18 protein-coding genes are annotated in these 22,017 nt (G+C 69.6%); 10 read left to right on the top strand and 8 right to left on the bottom strand.

Annotated elements, in window-relative coordinates; genetic code table 11:
• Positions 1 to 54 precede the first annotated feature (54 nt).
• The gene (locus BH719_RS07350; RefSeq protein ID WP_009744188.1) at positions 55 to 819 is read left to right on the top strand and encodes an NAD-dependent protein deacylase; all 765 of its coding nucleotides are present in this window, start codon (positions 55 to 57) and stop codon (positions 817 to 819) included.
• Positions 820 to 992: 173 nt separating this feature from the next.
• On the opposite strand, the gene BH719_RS07345 is transcribed toward BH719_RS07350, so the two are convergent.
• Positions 993 to 1,307, bottom strand: a complete 315-nt coding sequence (locus tag BH719_RS07345) for a hypothetical protein (RefSeq protein WP_009744187.1) — start codon at positions 1,305 to 1,307, stop codon at positions 993 to 995.
• A gap of 169 nt (positions 1,308 to 1,476) precedes the next feature.
• On the opposite strand from BH719_RS07345, the gene BH719_RS07340 reads away from it, so the two are divergent.
• The 3 genes from BH719_RS07340 (at position 1,477) to BH719_RS07330 (ending at position 4,615) form a co-directional block, all read left to right on the top strand.
• Positions 1,477 to 3,216 (top strand): cytochrome c biogenesis protein CcdA, encoded by a 1,740-nt coding sequence (locus BH719_RS07340; protein WP_034255369.1) that lies wholly within the window; start codon positions 1,477 to 1,479, stop codon positions 3,214 to 3,216.
• Between the two features lie 86 nt (positions 3,217 to 3,302).
• Positions 3,303 to 3,863: a sigma-70 family RNA polymerase sigma factor gene (locus BH719_RS07335; protein ID WP_009744185.1), complete on the top strand. Its 561-nt coding sequence runs from the start codon at positions 3,303 to 3,305 to the stop codon at positions 3,861 to 3,863.
• Positions 3,860 to 4,615 carry an anti-sigma factor gene (locus tag BH719_RS07330; RefSeq protein ID WP_009744184.1) on the top strand — a complete coding sequence of 252 codons (756 nt, stop codon included), beginning with the start codon at positions 3,860 to 3,862 and terminating at the stop codon, positions 4,613 to 4,615. Before BH719_RS07335 ends, BH719_RS07330 begins: the two co-directional genes overlap by 4 nt.
• Before the next feature lie 502 nt (positions 4,616 to 5,117).
• On the opposite strand, the gene BH719_RS07325 is transcribed toward BH719_RS07330, so the two are convergent.
• The 7 genes from BH719_RS07325 to BH719_RS07295 are packed head-to-tail and all read right to left on the bottom strand — an operon-like array spanning position 5,118 to position 13,441.
• On the bottom strand, positions 5,118 to 5,615 hold the full coding sequence (locus tag BH719_RS07325) for a low molecular weight protein-tyrosine-phosphatase (RefSeq protein WP_009744183.1): 498 nt from the start codon (positions 5,613 to 5,615) through the stop codon (positions 5,118 to 5,120).
• Between the two features lie 14 nt (positions 5,616 to 5,629).
• Entirely contained in the window at positions 5,630 to 6,385 is a 756-nt protein-coding gene (mtnN, locus tag BH719_RS07320; RefSeq protein WP_009744182.1) for a 5'-methylthioadenosine/S-adenosylhomocysteine nucleosidase, read from the bottom strand.
• A gap of 52 nt (positions 6,386 to 6,437) precedes the next feature.
• A complete protein-coding gene (locus BH719_RS07315) occupies positions 6,438 to 7,718 on the bottom strand; it encodes a hypothetical protein (protein ID WP_009744181.1) in 1,281 nt (426 codons plus the stop codon).
• Positions 7,719 to 7,727: 9 nt separating this feature from the next.
• Positions 7,728 to 9,275, bottom strand: coding sequence for a hypothetical protein (locus BH719_RS07310; RefSeq protein ID WP_034255367.1), 1,548 nt, complete (start codon positions 9,273 to 9,275; stop codon positions 7,728 to 7,730).
• Position 9,276: 1 nt separating this feature from the next.
• Positions 9,277 to 10,680 carry a hypothetical protein gene (locus BH719_RS07305; protein ID WP_034255365.1) on the bottom strand — a complete coding sequence of 468 codons (1,404 nt, stop codon included), beginning with the start codon at positions 10,678 to 10,680 and terminating at the stop codon, positions 9,277 to 9,279.
• Position 10,681: 1 nt separating this feature from the next.
• Positions 10,682 to 12,013, bottom strand: a complete 1,332-nt coding sequence (locus BH719_RS07300; RefSeq protein WP_009744179.1) for a hypothetical protein — start codon at positions 12,011 to 12,013, stop codon at positions 10,682 to 10,684.
• A gap of 6 nt (positions 12,014 to 12,019) precedes the next feature.
• The gene (locus BH719_RS07295) at positions 12,020 to 13,441 is read right to left on the bottom strand and encodes a hypothetical protein (RefSeq protein WP_157098210.1); all 1,422 of its coding nucleotides are present in this window, start codon (positions 13,439 to 13,441) and stop codon (positions 12,020 to 12,022) included.
• Between the two features lie 216 nt (positions 13,442 to 13,657).
• Here BH719_RS07295 and BH719_RS07290 point away from each other — a divergent pair, with 216 nt between their 5' ends.
• From BH719_RS07290 to BH719_RS07265, 6 genes are all read left to right on the top strand, one after another.
• On the top strand, positions 13,658 to 15,322 hold the full coding sequence (locus BH719_RS07290) for an L-serine ammonia-lyase, iron-sulfur-dependent, subunit alpha (RefSeq protein ID WP_009744177.1): 1,665 nt from the start codon (positions 13,658 to 13,660) through the stop codon (positions 15,320 to 15,322).
• 1,568 nt (positions 15,323 to 16,890) lie between these two features.
• The gene (nrdH, locus tag BH719_RS07285; RefSeq protein WP_009744174.1) at positions 16,891 to 17,142 is read left to right on the top strand and encodes a glutaredoxin-like protein NrdH; all 252 of its coding nucleotides are present in this window, start codon (positions 16,891 to 16,893) and stop codon (positions 17,140 to 17,142) included.
• Positions 17,143 to 17,326: 184 nt separating this feature from the next.
• On the top strand, positions 17,327 to 17,743 hold the full coding sequence (nrdI, locus tag BH719_RS07280) for a class Ib ribonucleoside-diphosphate reductase assembly flavoprotein NrdI (protein ID WP_009744173.1): 417 nt from the start codon (positions 17,327 to 17,329) through the stop codon (positions 17,741 to 17,743).
• On the top strand, positions 17,713 to 19,869 hold the full coding sequence (gene nrdE / locus BH719_RS07275; RefSeq protein WP_009744172.1) for a class 1b ribonucleoside-diphosphate reductase subunit alpha: 2,157 nt from the start codon (positions 17,713 to 17,715) through the stop codon (positions 19,867 to 19,869). The genes nrdI and nrdE overlap by 31 nt, the downstream gene beginning before the upstream one ends.
• Positions 19,870 to 20,055: 186 nt before the next feature.
• Entirely contained in the window at positions 20,056 to 20,604 is a 549-nt protein-coding gene (locus BH719_RS07270; RefSeq protein ID WP_173647190.1) for a 4-hydroxybenzoate polyprenyltransferase, read from the top strand.
• A 37-nt stretch (positions 20,605 to 20,641) separates the two neighbouring features.
• Positions 20,642 to 22,017 (top strand): ABC-ATPase domain-containing protein (locus BH719_RS07265; protein ID WP_009744170.1); only part of this gene is annotated, 1,376 nt, incomplete at its 3' end.

Here is a 22,017-nt window from a genome sequence, read left to right as displayed (position 1 = left end):
GCCCGGGCGGTGCTACCGTTGCCGTAGGCGGCACCGTGTCCGAAGGGGGCCATCATGAGTGACGACGCGTCCACGCTGGCGCAATGGATCGCCGAGGCGCACGACATCGTGTTCTTCGGGGGCGCGGGGGTGTCGACCGAGTCCGGGATCCCCGACTTCCGGGGCGCGAAGGGCTTCTACCACCAGGAGCGCGAGATCCCCCTCGAACGGGTGCTGTCCATAGACTTCTTCTCCGCCTGCCCCGGGGCCTACTACGCGTGGTTCGCCGAGGAGACCGCCCGCGAGGGGGTCGCCCCGAACGCCGCCCACCGTTTCCTCGCCGGCCTCGAGCGCGCCGGGAAACTGAAGGCGGTGGTCACCCAGAACATCGACGGCCTCCACCAGGCCGCGGGCTCCAAGCGCGTGCTCGAGCTCCACGGGAACTGGACGAGGCTGGAGTGCACGGGGTGCGGCGCGCGCTCCACCATCGACGACTTCGACGAGGCCCGGGCTGGGCGCGTGCCCCACTGCCCGTCGTGCTCCGCCGTGGTGCGCCCGGACATCGTGTTCTACGGCGAGGCTCTGGACCCGGCGACGCTGGAGGGGGCCGTCCTGGCCATAGCGGGGGCGGACATGCTGATCGTGGGCGGCACGTCGTTGGCGGTCTACCCGGCGGCCGGGCTCATCGACTACTACCAGGGCGGGCGCCTCGTCCTCATGAACGCGACGCCCACCCCCTACGACGGGCGCGCCGACCTGATCATCCGCGAGCCCATCGGCCGCGTCTTCGCGCAGATCCAGGGGCACGTGCGAGCAGGCGCCACAGTGCGGCCAGAGTAAGTGGCGGCGTGAGGCAGTTTCGCACCCGGTGCCCACAGCGCTGACTCACGCAACAGCACCCGCTCGCCCCACTGCGCCGCCAGCGCCCATCGATGGGCCCTGGGCGGCGGGACATCACATGGATCAGCCCGCCGCCCTTGGGATTCTGGGACGCCCCGAGCCGCGGCCTACTGCTACCCCTCCTTCCCGTCGTCCATCTTCCCGTCGTCCATCTTGCCGTCGTCCATCTTCCCGTCGTCCATCTTCCCGTCGTCCATCTTGCCGTCGTCCATCTTGCCGTCGTCCATCTTGCCGTCGTCCATCTTCCCGTCGTCCATCCCCCCCTTCATGCCATCGCCCGACATCGAGTTCTCCATCTTCGTGTCCTGCGTCATCGACGGCGACGACGGGTTCTCCATCTTGTCGTTGGCGGAGTTCCCACAGGCCGCCAAACCAGCGGCGAAGACGACGGACAGGGCAGCTGCCAGAGCCGCGCGGCGAATACTCATTGCGTGATTCCTTCTGTTGACGGGCGCTCCGTTAGCGCCTTCACCCTCCTATTCGGCGCGAACAACGCCACGGATCACCCAGCCATCAGTGACATACAACACACAACATCCGCTGATCCACGACTGCGACCACGACGAATCAGGAGTAGCACCACACGAAAGGAGCATCATGACAACCCTGGTCCTCATCGGATTCCTCGGTGGCCTCATCACGGGCATCTCCCCGTGCATCCTCCCCGTCCTCCCCGTCATCTTCATGGCGGGTGGCGCCGCCTCAGCGCGCCCCTCCCCTTCCTTCGCTGTTGCACCGGGCACCGGCATCTCCCTCGGGGGGACTGCCAGCGCACAGGAAGACCACCGCGCGACCCGGCCAGCGCCCCGCGCCCCCTCGAAATGGCGCCCCTACCAGGTCGTCGCGGGACTGGTCCTCAGCTTCACAGCATTCACGCTGCTCGGCTCGACACTGCTCACGGCGCTCCACCTGCCCCAGGACTTCATCCGGTGGGCCGGGGTGGTCCTGCTGGTTCTCATCGGCGTGGGCATGATCGTCCCACGGTTCATGCACGTCCTGGAGAAGCCCTTCGCCGCATTCTCCAAGGCCGGTAAGCACACGGGGGCCAACGGCTTCGGCCTGGGCATCGTCCTCGGCGCCGCCTACGTGCCCTGCGCGGGACCCGTACTGGCGGCGGTGAGCGTCGCCGGCTCCACCGGCCGCATCGGGGCCGACACCGTGGCCCTGGCGCTCTCCTTCGCCGCGGGCACAGCGATCCCCCTCCTGGCCTTCGCCCTAGCGGGGCGCCGCCTCACCGAGCGCGTCTCCGCGTTCAGCCGCCACCAGCGGCGCGTGCGCATCGCCGCGGGCGCCACCGTCCTGGCGTTGGCCGCCGGGATCGTCACCGACTTGCCCGCCGTTCTCCAAAGGGCGCTGCCCGACTACACGTCAGCGCTGCAGCGCAGCGCCGATCCGGGTCTGAGCAGGGGCGGAGGCCAGCGCTCAGCCTGCGTCGACGGCGCGACGACCCTGGCGGACTGCGGCGCGCTCCCCTCCTTGAAACCCACCGCGTGGCTCAACACGGACGGCGAGGCGGCCCCCCAGGGCAGTGGAGCGACCCTGGTCGACTTCTGGGCGTACTCGTGCATCAACTGCCAGCGCTCCATCCCCGGGATCGAAAGGCTTTACGAGGCGTACCGCCCCTACGGGCTCCAAGTCATCGGCGTCCACTCCCCCGAGTACGCCTTCGAGAAGGAGACCGCGAACGTCCAATCCGGGGGCGACAAGCTGGGCATCACCTACCCGATCGCCGTCGACTCCGACCTGGAGACCTGGACGGATTTCGACAACCACTACTGGCCCGCCCAGTACCTGGCGGACGCGCACGGGCAACTGCGCTACACGCACTTCGGAGAGGGCGGCGAGGCGACCCTGGAGTCACTGATCCGCCAGCTCCTGGCCGACCAGGGCAACGCGCTGCCCGACCCGCTCTTCACCGACGACGGCGTCGAAGGAGTGGCCTTTCACCGCACGCCTGAGACCTACTTGGGCCACGAACGTGCAGCAAGCTTCGCGGGGACGGAGGCCTACTCCGCGGGGACGCGCGACTACGCGGCCCCGGCCTCGTTAGGCGCGGACCGCTTCGCCCTGCAGGGGCGGTGGACCATCGGCGCCCAGTCGATCAGCCCCGCCGACGACGAGGCGGAACTGCGCCTCATGTGGCGCGGGCGCCGCGTGGACCTGGTGGTCTCGGGCGAGGGCGACCTCACCTGGGAGATGGACGGCCAGACCCACACCCAGCATGTGAGCGGCACCCCGAACTCGATGACGCTGGTGAACAGGGACACTGAGTCCTCAGGGCTGCTCACCGTCACGGCCAGCAAGGGTTTGGCGCTCTACTCCTTCACCTTCGGGTGACGGCGTGGCCGCGGAGGAACAGGTGGCCTTCGCGGCGCCGCCCCGGCGGAGACCCCGCCCGGCGCCGGGCGCCACGGCCCTCTACCATGAGCACCGTGACTGATACCGCGCCACGCGACCTGGGCCGCGAAGACCTGCAACTGGTCGCCGAAGGGGACAAGCGGGCGTTCGCGAGGCTCTACGACGCCTGGGCGCCCACGCTCTTCGCGCTCATCCGCTGCGTCCTCAAGGACCGTGCTCAAGCAGAAGAGGTCCTGCAGGACACGTTCCTCCACGTATGGAGGCGCGCCCCCTCCTACGACCCCGGTCGCGGCAGCGTCCGCGCCTGGCTCACCACCATCGCCCGCAGGCGGGCGATCGACCGGGTGCGCTCGGCCCAGGCGGCGCGCGACCGCGAACTCGCCTCGCCCCCGGACGTGGACTGGGACCAGACGGCGGAGGAGGCGGAGTCCCGCATTGCGGGCGGAGACGTCCGCCGCGCGCTCGGCTCCCTGGGGGAGCCGCACAAGACCGTCATCCTCCTGTCGTATTTCGGGGGACTGAGCCATTCGAGGATCGCCGATGCGACGGGACTGCCGCTCGGCACCGTGAAAAGCACGATCCGCCAGGCCCTCGCCCGCCTGCGCACCTTCTTGGAGGAACGATGAGCGACCACATCTTCGACGACGACGAGATCGCTGCCCACCTCGCCGCCTCCCTCGCCCCCATTGAACCGCCGGCACACGTGCGCGACGACCTCCTCGCCGCGATCGAGGAAGTCGAGCAGGAACAGTGGCCGCAGGCCCCCGAGGAGGCTCCTGCGCGCGGCCGGAGGGTCATCCCCTTGTTCGCGCGCGTTTTCGCCGCGGCGGCTGCGGCGGTCGCGCTCTTCGCAGCGGGGATCGGCGTGGGCCGGTGGACCACGATGACCTCAATGGAGTCCACCAGTCACTACGCCGCCCTCAACCAGGCGCAAGACGTACGGCGCTCCACCGACACCATGCCCGACGGGCACGTTGTCACCCTCACCTGGTCGCCGGAAATGGGGATGACCGCGATCACCACGCCCTCGGCGCTGCGGGCACCCGAGGGACAGGTGATGCAGGTGTGGGCGCGCCACGGAAGCACCGTCGAATCCCTGGGCGTTTACGAGCGGCGGGGCGGGGACTACTCCTTCGTTGACATCATGCCCCAGCCGGGCAGTGAGATCTTCTTGACCTTCGAGCCCCAGGGCGGGTCCGCCCAGCCGACGGGCGAGCCCCTGGTGGTCCTGCGCGTCGGGGCCCCGGACCCGGCGCCCGCCCCGGGAGGGGCGCCCACACCGGACAGCGGACCCACCTCGGACGGGGCGCCCTCCCCCACAACCGCGCCCACCTGGAACGGGGGACGACCGTCTGACGGGCAATCGGGCGCAGTCTAGACGGCGCCGCACAGCCCCGTTCTACGCACACAAGGACCGGGATCACGCAACATACGACTGCGCACAAGGGCGGAATCAAGCCGTTGTGTGCGCAGTATGTTTCGTAAATCATCTCCCTTGTGTGCGTGCCCGACTAGGCCGTGCTGTCTGGTTCCGGTTCTTCGTGTGAGCGGTTGTGGGGAGGGGCTGTGCGCACGGTTCGTTGTCGGTTCTTTGGGCGGCTTCGTGCGCCGTGCTGCGGGATTCGCCCGCGGTTGCGCGGCTTCGCGCGCCGCTGCACCACTTAGCGCTCCGTTGCACCACTTGGGTTCTTGTGGGCCCTGGTTGTCCCGGCGTGTCGGGGCCCTAAGTGGTGCGGGCGGTGCCCAAGTGGTGCAGACGCGAACACGAACGCCCGTGCGGGCCCGGGGCGTGCTGTGCGAGCCGGTGGCCGGCGCCGGAAGTGCCGCCGACCCGACCCTGCCCCGAACGGCGGGTCCACCCACAAATCACACATCACGCCCTAACGGCGCACGTAGTCGACCAGCACCGGCGTGGAGCGCTCGATGACGGCCAGGGTGTCCACGAAGTCCCCGTAGTCCCCGTACCAGGGGTCGGGCAGGTCCTTGTCCCGGCCGGGCCCCTCGGGCAGGTGCGCGCACTGGGGGTCGAAGTCGCGGAACATCCGGATCTCCGGCGCCCTCCCGCCGGGGCGGGCGCGGTCGCGCAGCCGCGACAGCGCCGCGTAGTGCGACGACGTCATCGCCAGGACCAGGTCCCAGTCGGCCAGCTCGCTGGCCCGCACCTGCCTGGCGCGGTGGTCGGGGACGCCGTGCCCGTGGGCGCGCAGCACTCGGGCGGCACGGGGGTCGATGGGGTTGCCGTGCTCCTCGTCGGACACGCCCGCGGAGTCCACGCGGACGGCGCCGGAGAGCCCGGCGGCCGCCACGGCCTCGTCGAGCACCTGGTGGGCCATCGTCGACCGGCAGATGTTGCCGGTGCACACCATGAGGACGCGCATCGCACCCGCCCCCCTCACAGCAGGGCCAGGTAGGCGCGGACGGCCTCGGCGCTGTGGGCGGCCGCGCGTTCGCCGTCCATGTGGAAGGCCTGGTCGGCGCCCGGGCCGCACAGGTCGGACACTGCGCGCAGCGAGATCCAATCGACGCCGCAGCTCCACGCGACCTGGGCGATCGCGCACGTCTCCATGTCCGCGCCCATGGCGTCGGGGAAGCGCTGGCGCATCGGCTCGGCCACCTGCTCGGTGCAGAAGGAGTCCGAAGAGACGATCCGCCCCAGCCGCACCGGGTGGTCGACGAGGCCGGCCAGGGCATCGCACCTGGCGGCGGCGCGTTCGGAGGAGGAGTAGTCGACGGGCATCCGGGGGACCTGCCCCAGCGCGTAGCCGAAGGCAGTGGCGTCGGCCTGCCCGTAGACGGCGCTCACGCCGACTGCGATGTCGCCGACGTTGATGTCGCGCGCGAGGCCGCCCGTGGTCCCCGCGGCGATCACGATCGGGGCGTCGACGAGCACCAGGGCCCGGGCGGTGGCCGCAGCGGCGTTCGCCTCGCCGATCCCGGAGGTGACGACCAGGACCGTGCGCCCGTCGATGAGGCCGAGGGCGAAGCGCTGCACGTGGCGCCCGGGGGCTCCCGCGTGGACCGCGCGGGGCGTCTCCTCGTCGCCCATGGGTTCGAGGAGGTGGAGCAGCGGCGCGGCCTCCATGTCCATGGCGCACTGGATGACGGCGTCGGCACGGACGCGCCCGGGGAAACTCAGGTTCTCGCTCATGGGCACAGTCTACGGGGCGGGGCGCGCCGAGGCCCCCCTGGCCCCGCTCCCGTCAAGCGGGCCCCGCCCCGGGGGCGTCCCACCGCGCCGACCGGACGATCGCGTCGCACTGGGCGACGACCCCGTCGCGCGAGTCCGCGCCAGGCCTGGTGAACACGATCCGCGCCGCGGAGGCGGGGTCGCCCGGCACCTCGATCCAGTAGTCGACGAGGAGCATCTCCTGCTCGGGGACCGCGCCCCCGCGCCGGGCGGCGGGCCGCACGCGGACGGAGCGCAGGAGGCGGCGCGCCCGCGTCTCGATGACCGCGATCTCGTCGTCATCGTCGGCTGTTTCCGCCAGGAAGTCGCGCACGTGGACCAGCGGCCCGTCGGAGGTCCTGGGAAGGGCCAGCCAGTAGTTGACGAGGGTCAGCGCCGGTTCCGTGCGCTTCGCCGAGTTCAGGAGAACGGCGAATTCCACGCCCCCGCTGGACTTGGCCTGGAGGCAGGTGCGCTGGAGCCAGCCTCGCGTGCGCTCCCGCAGCCAGCCCATCGTGGTCGGCCATTGCCGCATCTGCTCGGCGATGAGGTCGTCCACCCTGGCCCTGAGCTCCTCCGCGCCTACTGTGAGGTCGACGCGCACCCAGTCGTCGGACAGGTCGAGCACGAACCCGGTGGGCGTCGGGCCCTCCCCTGCGGCCCCGGCCCCCCATCCGGTGCCCTCCTCCCGCCGGTCCGCGCGGCGCGGCGGCGGCATTGTGGCGAAGTACTGGGGCAGGCCGGCCGGGAACTCGATCGGCCGGAGGCAGGAGGCGGGGTCCACGGAGACGAAGAGGATCCGCTCGGAGTGCTCGTCGAGGAACCTGATGACGCTGGCCCCGTGCCTGATGATGAACAGCGGCCCGGCCCGCTCGAGGTCGGCGTGGACGGCCGCAGAGGTGGAGTAGACGCTGAGCCGCAGGAAGTCCTCGCCCTCCCTGCGGTGGGCGACCAAGCGGAGGCGCCCGTAGTCGTCGAAGGCGACGGGCAGGGCGACCGGGTTCTCGGCCAGGGCCCTGACGGTGGCGTTGAAGTCGTTCGTCACTTCCGCCAGTTCCTGGGACCCGAACCCCTCCGACGGGAGCACGGGGACCACCCGGTAGTCGCCCACGCGCGTGCCCCCGCCACCGGGCGCCCCGCTGTGCGCCAAGGAGAACACGGTGCCTTGGTCGGCGTCCTCGTCCCCCCAGGCGCTCTTCCAGTCGAGGCGCGCCTCCGGTTCCCCTGTGAGCGCGTCGGCCCGGAAGCCGGCGCCCCCAGGCAGGTGCGCGTAGAGAACGCGCGCGGAGGAGGCGGGGCTGTTCGCGTCATCCATGGGACCACCTTACGTTCGGGGCGGCCCGGGCGCATCGGCACCGGGCCGGGTGTCGGGGCCGGTGGTGGGGTTGTGGGCCCTGTCGGTGTCCGCGCTGGCGACGTGACCGCTGGTTCCGTCAGCACCGGGGTCGGTGGTGGGGTTGTGGGCCCTGTCGGCGTCCGCGTCGGCGCCGGGGCCATTGGTTCCGTCAGCGCCGGGTCCGGTGGTTCCGTCAGCGCCGGTGTCGGGGCCGGCGGTGGGTTCGGGGCCTCCTCCGGGTCGGGGGACGGCGCCGGGGTCGGCATCGTCGGTGGTGGGCCTGGTCCAGGTGGGCATCACGCGGGCGGGCCCCACCTGCGCCCTGGGCCTGGTCCCCAGCAGCCAGTCGACCAGCCTCCGCCTGGGAACAGGCCCCACCGTGGGCAAGAACTCCTCCGGGAACCACTGCCCTGCCCCTGCCTCGTACCCCGTCGGCTCCGCAGAAGTCTGGACGAGCACCCCGCCATCACCCGTTTCCTCCACAACCCACGAGGACGGAACCCCACGCTCCAACCACCCGCTCACAACACGCGCGTAATCAGGACCCAACCACACCCACCACGACGCAACAGACGGCAAACCCAAGAGCTCGTCGTCGCGCCCGAGCTGGGGCGAGTGGCGCTGTGCGGCGCCGGGCGTCCATTCGGCGAGTCCGCTCACGGAGGCGTACCCCGTGAGGAACTGGCCCGTGGCGAACTCAGCGCCGAGCCCGCGCCCCATGTTGGTGAAGAACCTGCGCAGCGCCCCCAGGCCCATGCGCTCGCGCGCCCTCTGCCACAGCAGCGCGCAGCTGACGGAGTACGCGCCCTGGGGGTTGACCGACAGGAGGTAGCCGGGGCCGCTCCGCTCGACCAGTGTCGGCAGGCGGAAGTCGATGTCGCCGAGGAGCGTTCCCTCGCGCAGGGTCATGTAGCGCTCGTTGTTCTCGGCGCTGAGCAGGTACTCCCGTGCGGCGCCGGTGATCGGGCGCAACGGCCGCCCGTACTCGGTGGGCACCAGGTCCGGGTGGTGGCGCTCGCACGCCAGGATCCAGTTGGCGACCGGATTGGGGCCCGCCGGCATGCGGCCGTACCATTCGAGGACGAGCGCGTCGTGCTCCGAGGGCCGGGGAGCCCAGTCGTCCTCGGCACGTAGCGTGAACTCCTGCCCCGTTTCCTCGTCGGTGTAGTCGATGGCGAGTTCGTGGAGGAACACGGAAACCCCGTCGGCGCGCGAGGCGAGGGCCGCGAAGGCGGTCCTCAACGCGCCGTCGATGTCGGGGCCGTAGCGCCCGTCGATCATTTTCTCATCGAATACGGCGCTGTACATGTGCGCGTAGGCGGGCACGCCGCGCACCCGGGCCAGCCATTGGACGAGTCCGGCGCTGCTGAGCACCGACATCCAGTTCTCCAGCACGAACCCCTGCCCGTCGAACACCACGGTGTAACTGCCGTCGAGGCGTTCCTCCACCGCCGCGCCGGGGCCGAAGGCGTCGCGCACGTCCTGGGCGCCCAGCGCCCGGTGCCCGTAGACCTCGAATGAGACGATGTACGACATGTCAGTCCTCCGTGGGTTCTCCGGGGCCTCCGGGCGCATCGCCGGGGCCGGTGGTGGGGTTGTGGGCCCTGTCGGCGTCCGCGCCGACGACGGGGCCATTGGTTCCGTCAGCGCCGGGTCCGGCATCGGCACCAAGCCGGGTGTCGGGGACGGCGCCGGGGTCGGCATCGTCGGTGGTGGGCCTGGTCCAGGTGGGCATCACGCAGGCGGGCCCCACCTGTGGCCTGGGCCTGGTCCCCAGCAGCCAGTCGACCAGCCGCCTCCTGGGAACAGGCCCCACAGTGGGAAGGAACTCCTCGGGGAACCACTGCCCCGCCCCCGCCCCGTAGGCCACCGGCTCGGTAGAAGTCTGGACGAACACACCGCCATCACCCGTGCCCTCCACAACCCACGACCCCGGAGCCCCCCGCTCCAACCACCCACCCACCACGCGCGCGTAATCAGGACCCAACCACACCCACCACGACCCAACAGACGGCAAACCCAAGAACTCACGGTCCTGGGACATGGCGGGCCAGTGGCGCTGCCCGAGTTCGCAGGTCGCCAGTTCCGCTGGAAGTTCCCGCGCCATCCTGACGAAAAAATCGCGGAGTCCTTCCACGCCCATGCCCGTTTCCAGCTTGTCCAGCGACACCCTGCACGCGATGGAGTACGTCCTGTGAAGGGGCACGGGCGTCGTCCTGTCAGGGCTGTAGACGGCGGGAAGGTTGACGTGGACGTCCCCCAGTAGCCCGGTGTTCGATATCAGCGATTCGTACTCACGGCTACTGGTGTCGAAGAGGTAGCGCCTCTTGGCCGCCGTGATAGGGCGCCCCTCGTAGCCGTACCTGTCGGGCGCCAGATCGGGGTAGAGGCGTTCACAAGTTTCCATCCACCGCCTCATCGGGTGCGGTGTCAGCGCGGGGAACCCCATCCACGCCAAGGAGAGGAAAGCCCCCTCGTCGGTCCGCGGGGCCGGCTCTCCGGCGGGTTCTGGGGGGAATGCGTACGTCTGCCCGGTTTCCTCGTCGTAGTAGTCGGTCGGTTGGGCGGGGTCGTAGTCCAGGAGCACGGACACGCCCCCTATGCGCTCGGCGAGCAGGGCGAAAGCCCCTCGGATGTCGTCCCACAGCGCGTCGGCCTCGTCGAAGTCGTCGACGTAGCGGTGCACGTCCTCGATCACCGCCCCGTACAAGTGCGTGTAGGTGGGCACGCCGCGCACCCGGGCCAGCCACTCCACCAACCCCGGACGGCTCGCCGGGGACGGACAGTCCATGAGGCGAAAACCCAGGCCACCGACCCCAACATCGAAAGTCCCGTCCAACAGCGGCCGCACCCGGCACCCGAAAGGCTCGAACGCATCGCGCACGTCCTGGGCGCCCAGCGCCCGGTGCCCGTACACGTCAAGTGCAACAGTCCATGACATGTCAGTCCTCCGTGGGTTCTCCGGGGTCGGCGGTGGGCCTGGTGCCGGCGGTGGCGGTGGGCCTGGTCCAGGTGGGCATCACGCGGGCGGGCCCCACCTGTGGCCTGGGCCTGGTCCCCAGCAGCCAGTCGACCAGCCGCCTCCTGGGAACAGGCCCCACAGTAGGAAGGAACTCCTCCGGGAACCACGCCCCCGCCCCGCAGGCCACCGGCTCGGTAGAAGTCTGGACGAACACACCGCCATCACCCGTGCCCTCCACAACCCACGACCCCGGAGCCCCCCGCTCCAACCACCCACCCACCACGCGCGCGTAATCAGGACCCAACCACACCCACCACGACGCAACAGACGGCAAACCCAAGAACTCATAGTCCCGGGACAGCTCCAAGGAGCGAGGCTGCTCAGCACCGGGCACCCATACCGCCTCCCCGCCATCTGACGCGTAACCGTGAAGAACTTGACCGGTCGCGAGTTCTGATCGGAGTTCACGGGCCATGGTGGTGAAGAACCTGCGGAATTCTCGCAACGACATGCGCTCTTCCACTGTCCGAAGCAGGACTCTGCACCCATAACCGTAGACAGGATTGGGATTCGTATTCGCAGTTCCCGCTCCGCCGCTGGACAGTCTCGGCAATCGCGCTCCCATTCTCCCCAAGAAACCGGATTGGATGAGCGCGGGATTCTCCTGCCTGCTGTCTGGGTCTAAAAGGTACCGGCGAGCGGCGGCGGTAATCGGGCGCCGCTCGTAATCATAGTAGTCGGGGACCAAATCTGGGAAATAACGTTCACACGCCTCGATCCAGCGTCCAGCTGGATGCGGAGTGACAGAGAGCAGCCCGTACCAGTCAAGATCCAAAGCCGGTCCGGACGGCCCTTCCGGCTCGGCGGCACTGTCGACTTCATCCGGAAACCTGTACGCCTGTCCGGTTTCTTCGTCGTAGTAGTCGGTTGGTTGGGCGGGGTCGTAGTCCAGGAATACGAACACGCCCCCTATGCGCTCGGCGAGGAGGGCGAAAGCCCCTCGGATGTCGTCCCACAGCGCGTCGGCCTCGTCGAAGTCGTCGACGTAGCGGTGCACGTCCTCGATCACCGCGCCGTACAAGTGCGTATAGGGGGCGGCGCCGCGCACCCGGGCCAACCACTCCACCAACCCCGGACGGCTCGCCGGGGACGGGCAGTCAACAATATAAAAACTAAAGTCACCGATCCCCACCTGGAAAGTCCCGTCCAACAGCGGCCGCACCCGGCACCCGAAAGGCTCGAACGCATCGCGCACGTCCTGGGCGCCCAGCGCCCGGTGCCCGTACACGTCAAAATACAGAAAAGCCGACACGGAGGCTCACCCGCCCCAACCACTGAAGTAATGGTTGACCCCTTGGCCGAACTGGCAGGTCACATTGATCTCCGTGGCGGCCCGCAGTCCGACGTACTCCTCAAGGGAATGAAACGCCAAATTATGAATTCCCACGTCTTTCCCCGTCGCCCATTCCATGAATTTACTAACTGTTTTTGGATCTGTGTAGAACTCCGGACGAAAAATGTGCACCAAACCATCTCCTGCATCTCTTGCCGCAATAGCAGAATAGTCTGCCATCTGCTCACAAAGCCTTTTTACCGGCGAGAAATCGCGAATGAACTTCACTTCTCCAAGCCTCATATTCCCGAAGAGGCGGATCGTAAGATCAGGCACTCTCGTATTCCTGGTTACCGCCTGCGCATACTCAGACATGGCATACCGCACTTTGGGCCACAGGCCCACGAGCATGCTCTCCTCGCCGAGCTGGCCGACCATTGCGTTCCTGAATCTGTAGCGCAGAATAGCGGGAACCCCTCCCGGGCGGAGCAGGGCGCGCAGCCCCACCTTCCCCAGAACTGAGCTGGCCGCGCCCTTCGCGCGCGCGAGGAACTCGACGTGCTTGAGCATGCCCTTGCACATCGCCGTCCCCAGTCTGGCCGCTCCTTTCAGGGCCCCCAGCCCCACGAGCGCCAGCGCCACCGAGACCAGCACCGTCAGCAGCTCCTCGTCGCCCGCCAGCCATAGAGCGGTGTAGCCGATCGCGGCGACGGTCCCCAGAATGACGCTGATCGTGAGGAAGACCCCCGACACCGCCTGCCCGAGTATGGGGATCCACCCGAACACCAGTGCGAGCACGCCAGTGATCGCACCCACGGCCTCGGCGAGCGCCGTCATCCACTTCACGACGGTCCGCCCCCAGTCGTCCCACCATGAGTCCGCCACGCCATCGGCGTCCTTCGCCGCCGCGATCAGCCCCATCGCGCGGACGGCTGCCGCGTCCCTCTGCTCCACGGCCGCAGTGACGATCTGCTGCTGGGCCGCGATCCTGCCCCGCGCGCAGGCGGCGTCAGCCTCGGCCGCTCCAGCGAGCCGCGTGCAACGCGCCTGCTCCTCGTCGTCGCCCGCCACTCCTGCGTCCTGCGCGGACCGCGTGAAGGACTCGGACCGCCCGACTGCCGCGTCCAGTTCGCCCTGCGCGTCCCGCGCCGCGTACCACGCCTGCAAGGATTCTGACTGCGCCCGGTCAAGGACCACCGCGTACTCCTCGAGCGCGGCGCCCGCCTGCCGGTAACGGGCCTCCATAATCCCCACCTGGTCCACGATCTCGTCGCGCGCCTCCAGCAGGGCCGCAACACTGTCGGCGCCCCGCGACGCGCCCGCCTCCAGGGCCCGCAACGACTGCGCGCAGTGGCTGATCTGATCGGCCAAGGCCGTCCACGACACCGCCCCAGCCCGCACTGCCACCGGATCCCCTGGGACGGGGTCGCAGTCGAATCCCAGTACACTCCAGTCCGATGGCCGCTCCACGCCGATCATCCCCTCCCCAACGGTGTTCCAGGCCGCTGCCCCCACCGTAGCGCGGATCAGGAGGGCGGGGAAGCCCCGAGGCGGGGCCTCCGACGCCCGTCCAGCCGAGGCGTGGGAAGCCCCGCCCCCACCGCCTCCGGCACAATAGTGGTCATGGACCCGCACCCCGTCCCCCTCGACTCCCCCCTCGGCCAGTACCACGCGGGCCGCCCCACGGCGGCCGCCATCGTATCGGGCGAGATCCCCGCCACCGACGCGCCCCACCCCCTGTCCGTCTTCGACATGTTCCGCATCAGCATCGGCCCCTCCTCCTCCCACACCGTCGGGCCCATGCGCGCGGGACTGGCCTTCACCACGGAACTGGCCGCCCTCGCCCAACCCGCCCGCATCTCCGTCGACCTCTACGGGTCCCTGGGGGCGACCGGGCGCGGCCACTCTACCGACCGGGCGGTCCTGCTCGGCCTGGCCGGGCACGACCCCGAGACCGTCGCCATCGACGTCGTCGACGCCTTGCTGCCCGCCCTGGCCGCCACCGGCTCCCTCACCCTGCCCGGCGGCACGGCGGTCCCCCTGGACCTGGCCGCCGACATGCGGTTCGCACCCCGCACGGTCCTGCCCTACCACGTCAACGCCCTCACGATCACCGCTTCGGACCACCGCGGCCGGACCGTCCTGCAACGCACCTACTACTCCGTCGGCGGCGGATTCGTCATGGTCCAGACCAACGACGACGCCTCGGATCCCCAAGTCGCGTCCCTGGCCACCAGCCAGTCCGGCGTCGGCATCGACGTGCCCGCGCCGCACCCCTTCGCCACCGCGGCCCAACTGCTCGCCGCCTGCGCCGAGTCCGGCCTGTCGATCGCCGAGCTGGTCCGCGCCAACGAGGAGGCCGTCCGCCCCCGGGCCGTCGTCGACGCCCACCTGGACCGCATCGCGAACACCATGTTCGACTGCGTGGACGCCGGGACCAGCGCCCAGGGGATCCTCCCCGGCGGCCTCGACGTGCCGCGCCGGGCCAGGGCGCTCGCCGCCAAACTCGCCCGGCGCTCCGGCTCGCGCGCCGCCGACGGCCCGAGGCCGTGGGTGTCCACGCCCGCCGACCCCATGCGCGCCATGGACTGGGTGAACCTCTTCGCGCTCGCGGTCAACGAGGAGAACGCGGCGGGCCACCGCGTCGTCACCGCCCCCACCAACGGCGCGGCCGGCGTCATCCCCGCGGTCCTGGGCTACCTGGTCACGCACTGCCCCGAGGCGGGGGCCTCCCCGGGCGCGGGCCCCGACACGGGCGACGGCGCCCGCGCGCCGCTGTCACGGGTCCGACTGGCCCCCATCGCCGAGGCGGAGGCCGGACCGTCGGCCGCACGGGCGCGCGACAGGCGCGCCGCCGCCCACTCCTTCCTGCTGGCCGCGACCGCCATCGGCGCCCTCATCAAGACCAACGCCTCCATCGCGGGGGCCGAGGTCGGCTGCCAGGGCGAGGTCGGCTCCGCCTCGGCGATGGCCGCCGCGGGCCTCGCCCAAGCGCTGGGCGGCAGCCCCGAGCAGGTCGAGAACGCCGCCGAGATCGCCATGGAGCACTCGCTGGGGCTGACCTGCGACCCCGTCGGCGGCCTCGTGCAGGTCCCCTGCATCGAGCGCAACGCCATCGCCGCCGTCAAGGCCATCAACGCCGCCCGCATGGCCCTGTGGGGGGACGGGCGGCACACAGTCTCCCTGGACGCGGTCATCGAGACCATGCGCCAGACCGGCAACGACATGCTCTCGAAGTACAAGGAGACCTCCGAGGGCGGCCTGGCCGTCAACGTCGTGGAGTGCTAGAACCGCGGCTCGGGGGAATAGCCAGTCGGGACGGGCGCAGCCAGTCGGGACGCGAGCAGCCAGTCGGGACGCGAGCAGCCAGTCGGGACGCGAGCAGCCGATCGGGACGCGAGCAGCCAGTCGGGATGCGAGCAGCCGATCGGGACGGCCATGGCGGAGTCGCGCAATCGGAAAGAGGCCCCTCAAAGAAATGCCCGACCGACCCCCTCCTGGCGGAGTTGCGCTTCACGAAGCGGGCCGGTCGTGCGGACACTCGGGTCATTTTGCAAGCGAAGTGGAGTTTTCAAAGGGATACCGTTACTTTGCAAGCGTTATAAAACTTGCAAAGTGTGGTAGCGCTGCGAAAGTTGGGATCCGTCGTGTCGGTATCGCTGTGAAAACAGCCCATGGCGCGCGGTTCCCGGGCCCGGGCGCCCGGAGGCCCCGCGGTATAGCCGCCAGAACGGGCCCCGCGCCGCCTCCGCTTTCCAACGAGACGCATTGGGGCAGGAAACCACCCATTGGGGTAGGCAATTTGCCTACCCCAACGCCCTCTTGCCCACCCCAATGCGGAAAGGCACGCCACGTTGCCTCCCCCAATGCCCTCTTGCCCACCCCAATGCGGGCGCCCGCCCGCCCGCTGCGCTTTCGGCGCCCCGGCTCCTGCGGGCTCCACTGCGAATCTGGGCGGGGGTGGTCCAAAATGCGTCTGAGTCTCGCTGTTTTCGACGGGCTCCGCGCGGGAGTGGTCCGAAATGCGTCTGGGTTTGACGGTTTTGGCCGGATCCGGGTGGATTCGGTCAGACTCAGACGCATTTTGGACCACATGCCCGTCAAGCCCCCGTTCCCGCCCGAAACTCAGACGCATTTTGGACCACCGAACCGCTGGGGCACCAGGCCACTAGGCCACCGGGCGGGCACCCGGGGGCGGGGTTGAGGCCGCCGCACGCGGAAAGCACCCGACGGTGATGGCCGAGCGCGCCCCGAGGGGGCGGGGGTTGAGGCCGCCGCACGCGGAAAGCACTCTCACCGGGCGGGTGCCGGGCGGGTACCCGGGGGCGGGGTTGAGGCCGCCACCACACGCGGAAGACGGCCACCACCCCTACATCTAGGGGCCCCTGTGCGCCCCGCCCCCTAGATGCGGTGTTCCGGCACTGCAACACGCCGGGAAATGCTAGTAATGAGCATCACATTCCGTCGCGCGAAAGCAGGTTTTCCACAGGGTGTTCACACAGCACCACGCCCACTCCACAATCCCCACGCGCCACACCAGCACCACCCGCGCACACCGCGCAGCCCTTGCTACCGCGCGCCCGAAGCCGCCTCCGCCCGATCAGCGCCCGCCCCATCCCCCACCCCGGGCGCGCCCCCATCAACACCCTGCCCACACCCCTGTCCACAGACCACCCCCCGAACACTACATATAGGGGTCGCGCGCAGATGCCACCACGAGGTGTAGTGTTGTCCTCGAACACGGGCCACCGGGCCGCGAACACGCCGGAGCCCAGCACCACCCACGCGGCGCAACGAGCGCCCGTGGCGCGCGGGAGCCCGCGCGGACCGCACACGATTCCACCGAGGAGCCCCCGATGACGATCACCGTCTACTCCAAGCCCCGCTGCCCCCAGTGCGACGCGACCTACCGCGCGCTCGACAAGCAGGGCGTCGACTACACGACGATCGACGTCACCCAGGACGCGGCCTCCCTGGACTACATCAAGGGGCTCGGCTACCAGCAGGCGCCCGTCGTCATCGCCGGGGAGGACCACTGGTCCGGGTTCCGGCCCGACCGCATCAAGGCCGCAGCGGCCCAGGCGGCCCCCCTGGCCCTGCAGGCCTGAGCGCAGGTCCCGGCCCCCACGGGCCGGGACTTTTTCGCGTCCGCCCCGGCAGGATCGGGGCCAGGAGGCACCAGCGCCCCCGCCGCCCACCGACCCAGGCGCGCGTCCGAGGGGAAGAACGGTGGCGGGGCGGCCCCGCCTCGTCGATCAGAACCACACCCGCAGCCGCAACGGAAGGACACGCATGAGCATCGTCGTCTACTTCTCATCGGCGACGGGCAACACCCGCCGCTTCGTCGAGAAACTCGGCCTCCCGGCCGCGCGGATCCCCCTGCGCCCCAAAGAACCCCGCCTCAGTGTCGACGACGACTACGTCCTCGTCGTCCCCACCTACGGCGGCGGAAACACCAAGGGCGCCGTCCCCAAGCAGGTCATCCGGTTCCTCAACGACCCGGCCAACCGCGCCCACTGCAAAGGTGTGATCTCTTCCGGCAACACGAACTTCGGCCGCGCCTACTGCCTGGCGGGGGACATCATCGCCGCTAAGCTGGGAGTCCCGCACATGTACAAGTTCGAGCTACTCGGCACACCCGAGGACGTCTCCAGAGTTCGCGAAGGACTGGAACAGTTTTGGCAGAAAACTTCACCGACACAGGCGTAGAGGAAGCCCCCTCGCCCGAGCTGGACTACCACGCGCTCAACGCCCAGCTCAACCTCTACGACGCCGACGGCAGGATCCAGTTCGACGCCGACCGCGCCGCGGCCCGCCAGTACTTCCTCCAGCACGTCAACCAGAACACGGTGTTCTTCCACGACCTGGAGGAGAAGCTGGACTACCTGGTGGAGGAGGGCTACTACGAGAAGCACGTCCTGGACCAGTACGCGATGGAGGACATCAAGGCCCTCTACAAGCAGGCCTACGCCCACAAGTTCCGCTTCCCCACGTTCCTGGGCGCCTTCAAGTACTACACGTCGTACACGCTCAAGACCTTCGACGGGAAGCGCTACCTGGAGCGCTTCGAGGACCGCGTGGTGATGGTGTCGATGTACCTGGCGCGCGGCGACGTGGACTTGGCCGCCAGTTTCGTCGATGAGATCATGACCGGGCGCTTCCAGCCCGCCACCCCCACCTTCCTCAACGCGGGCAAGGCGGCGCGCGGCGAGCTGGTCAGCTGCTTCCTGCTGCGCGTCGAGGACAACATGGAGTCCATCGCGCGCGGCATCAACTCGGCGCTGCAGTTGTCCAAGCGCGGCGGCGGCGTCGCCCTGCAGCTGACGAACCTGCGCGAGGCCGGGGCGCCCATCAAGAAGATCCAGAACCAGTCCAGCGGCGTCGTCCCCGTCATGAAGCTGCTCGAGGACTCCTTCTCCTACGCGAACCAACTGGGCGCGCGCCAGGGGGCGGGCGCCGTGTACCTGCACGCCCACCACCCCGACATCATGGCGTTCCTGGACACCAAGCGCGAGAACGCGGACGAGAAGATCCGCATCAAGACACTGTCCCTGGGCGTCGTCATCCCGGACATCACCTTCGAACTGGCGCGCAAGAACGAGGACATGTACCTGTTCAGCCCCTACGACGTGGAGCGCGTGTACGGGGTGCCCTTCTCCGAGATCCCGGTGACGGAGAAGTACCACGAGATGGTCGACGACGGCCGCATCCACAAGAAGAAGATCAACGCGCGCCGCTTCTTCCAGACGCTGGCCGAGATCCAGTTCGAGTCCGGCTACCCCTACATCGTCTTCGAGGACACGGTGAACCGCGCGAACCCCATCAAGGGACGCGTCACCATGTCGAACCTGTGCTCGGAGATCCTGCAGGTCTCCGAGGCCTCCACCTACAACGAGGACCTGTCCTACGCGCACGTGGGCAAGGACATCTCCTGCAACCTGGGGTCGCTCAACATCGCCAAGACCATGGACTCCCCGGACTTCTCCAAGACGATCGAGACGGCCATCCGGGGGCTGACGGCCGTGTCGGACCTGTCGGACATCGGCGCGGTCCCGTCGATCGCCCGCGGCAACGCGATGAGCCACGCCATCGGCCTGGGGCAGATGAACCTGCACGGCTACCTGGCCCGCGAGCACGTCCACTACGGGAGCGAGGAGGCCCTCGACTTCACGAACATCTACTTCATGACGGTGCTCTTCGAGGCGGTCAGGGCCTCGTGCGCGATCGCGCGCGAGCGGGGGGAGCGCTTCGAGGGCTTCGAGGACTCGGCGTACGCCTCCGGCGAGTTCTTCCGCAAGTACATCGACGAGGCGTGGGAGCCGGCCACGGACAAGTGCCGCGAGCTGCTGGCCGCCTCGTCCATCCGCGTCCCCACGCGGGACGACTGGAGGGCGCTGGCCGCCGACGTGGCGCGCTACGGCATGTACAACCAGAACCTGCAGGCGGTCCCCCCGACGGGCTCCATCTCCTACATCAACAACTCGACCTCGTCGATCCACCCGATCGTCTCCCGCGTGGAGATCCGCAAGGAGGGCAAGATCGGGCGCGTCTACTACCCGGCGCCGTACATGACGAACGAGAACCTGGAGTACTACCGGGACGCCTACGAGATCGGCCCGGAGAAGATCATCGACACCTACGCGGTGGCCACCCAGCACGTCGACCAGGGCCTGTCGCTCACCCTGTTCTACCCGGACACAGTGACGACGCGCGACCTGAACAAGTCCTACATCTACGCGTGGAGGAAGGGCATCAAGACCCTGTACTACATGCGCCTGCGCCAGATGGCCCTGGAGGGCACCGAGGTCGAGGGCTGCGTGTCCTGCATGCTGTGACCCGTCGGCCGCCGCGGCGGCCGGCGCCCACCACGTGGTTCGTCCAGTGAACACACGTTCGTGATCTCACGCGTATGGACGCCGCGCCCCGCGCCGCACTATGATCCTTCCAGAACCACGTGCGCCCGGCCCCACAGGGGGCCGGCTCCCATCCCCGTGGTCGTGGAACTCGATCGAGAGACGAAAATGAGCGATCCCTACAACCCTTACGCGCAACCGCAGCAGCCCGCAGGCCCGTCCTACACGCCCGACCCGGGCTACGGACAACCCCAGCCCGGCTACGGCCAGCCCCAGCCCGGCTACGGCCAACCGCAACAGGGCTACGGACAGTCCGGCTACGGCCAGCCGCAGCCCATGTACGGCCAGCCGCAGCCCATGTACGGCCAGCCCCTGTCGTCCTTCGGACCCGAGTACGAGTTGCGGTCCAGGGCCGGCACGGTCTTCGGCCTCGGCCTCGCGTCCCTGATCTGCGCCTTCTGCAACTTCATCCCCTACCTCAGCTGGCTGTTCCTCTTCGCCTCCGTCGGCATGGGGATCGCCGCCTGGGTCATGGGCCAGAACCTGCAGAACCAGGTGACCGCCATGGGGCTCCCCATCACGTCGATCCCCAACGCGGGAACCGGGAAAGTCCTGGGGATCGTCGGCCTCGGCGTCGACGTCCTGGCAGTGGTGCTGTGGGTCATAGTCCTCATGGGGTTCTGGAGCAGCTTCAGCAGCTGGGGCCGCTTCTTCTAAGCGGCCGACGACGCCCCGCAGGCGCTAACCTGGGAGTATGAGCCTGCGCACCGGAACCGACCGCGATCTCCTGAAGGAACTGTCCCAGATGGACGGGCGCCCCTACGGGGCCTACCGCTCCCTGGCGGGGACATGGGATTATGGGGACTTCACGGTCGCGATCGACCGGGTCCAGTCCGACCCCTACGCGCCGCCCTCGGTGCTGCGCGCATGGACGACGCCGTCAGGCATGGGCCTGCCGGACGAGGCCCTCGCCTCGTCCCAGGCCCGCCTGGCGGCCGCCGACTACCTGGCCCGTATTTTCTACGACGCCGCCCACGCCCGCGTCGGCCGCGACGTCCAGATCCCGCGCCCCCGCCAGGAAGTGCTCCAGCGGTCCTACGCCCTCGTGCTCCCCGACAGGGTCGAGGTGCGCTTCCAGGTGCGGCTCCCCGCCAGGGGGCGCACCATCCTCGGGCGCACCGCTGCCCGCCTCTTCGACGTCGACGTGCCCAACATCATCATGGACTGCTTCGACTTCGTGACCGACGACGAGGCGACGAACACGAAGCGCCGCGGCCTGCTCACCCACATCGCGGCCTACGAGGACTACTGCGCCCTGCGCGGGGCCCTCGATGAGAACGGCTGGGTGGCCTTCGTCGCCGACGGCGCGGTGCTGGCCCGCCGTTCCGGCGTCTCCCAACTGCCCCTCGCCGACGCGGTCCCCTTCATCTCGCCCGCCGCGCTGCGCGCCTCGGTCGACCTGCCCCACGCGGGCGCGGTCACCGGACTGGCCATCCCCCCAGGGATCACCCTGATCGCCGGGGGCGGCTACCACGGCAAGTCGACGCTGCTGTCCGCGATCGCCCGCGGCGTCTACGCCCACATCCCCGGCGACGGCAGGGAACTGGTCGCGACCACGCCGAACGCCATGAAGATCCGCGCGGCCGACGGGCGCTCCATCACCGACGTGGACATCTCCCCCTTCATCGGGGGCCTGCCCGGCGGCGCGGACACGACCGCCTTCTCCACCGCGAACGCCTCGGGCTCCACGTCCCAGGCGGCCGCCATCAGCGAGGCCGTGGAGCTCGGCTCCCCGCTGCTGCTCATCGACGAGGACACCTCCGCGACGAACCTGCTGATCCGGGACGCCCGCATGCGCTCCCTGGTCACCCACGAGCCCATCACCCCCCTGGTCGACCGGGCGCGCGGCCTCGCCGAGGCGGGGACCTCCCTCATCATGGTGGTCGGAGGCTCCGGCGACTACCTGGACGTGGCCGACCGCGTCCTCCTCATGGACGAGTACCTCTGCCACGACGCCACGGAGCGGGCGCGCGCCATCGTGGCCGAGCAGCCCCGCCCCCTGCCCGGCGATGACGACGGCGCCCCCGTGGGCGGGACGGCCGCCCCCGCCCCGGACGAGGGCGGCGCGGG

This window comes from Pauljensenia hongkongensis, from assembly GCF_001746855.1.
GTDB classification, from domain to species: Bacteria; Actinomycetota; Actinomycetes; order Actinomycetales; family Actinomycetaceae; genus Pauljensenia; species Pauljensenia hongkongensis.
The sequence above is the reverse complement of the archived record's forward strand: the minus strand, read 5'-3'. Positions and strand labels throughout refer to the sequence as shown.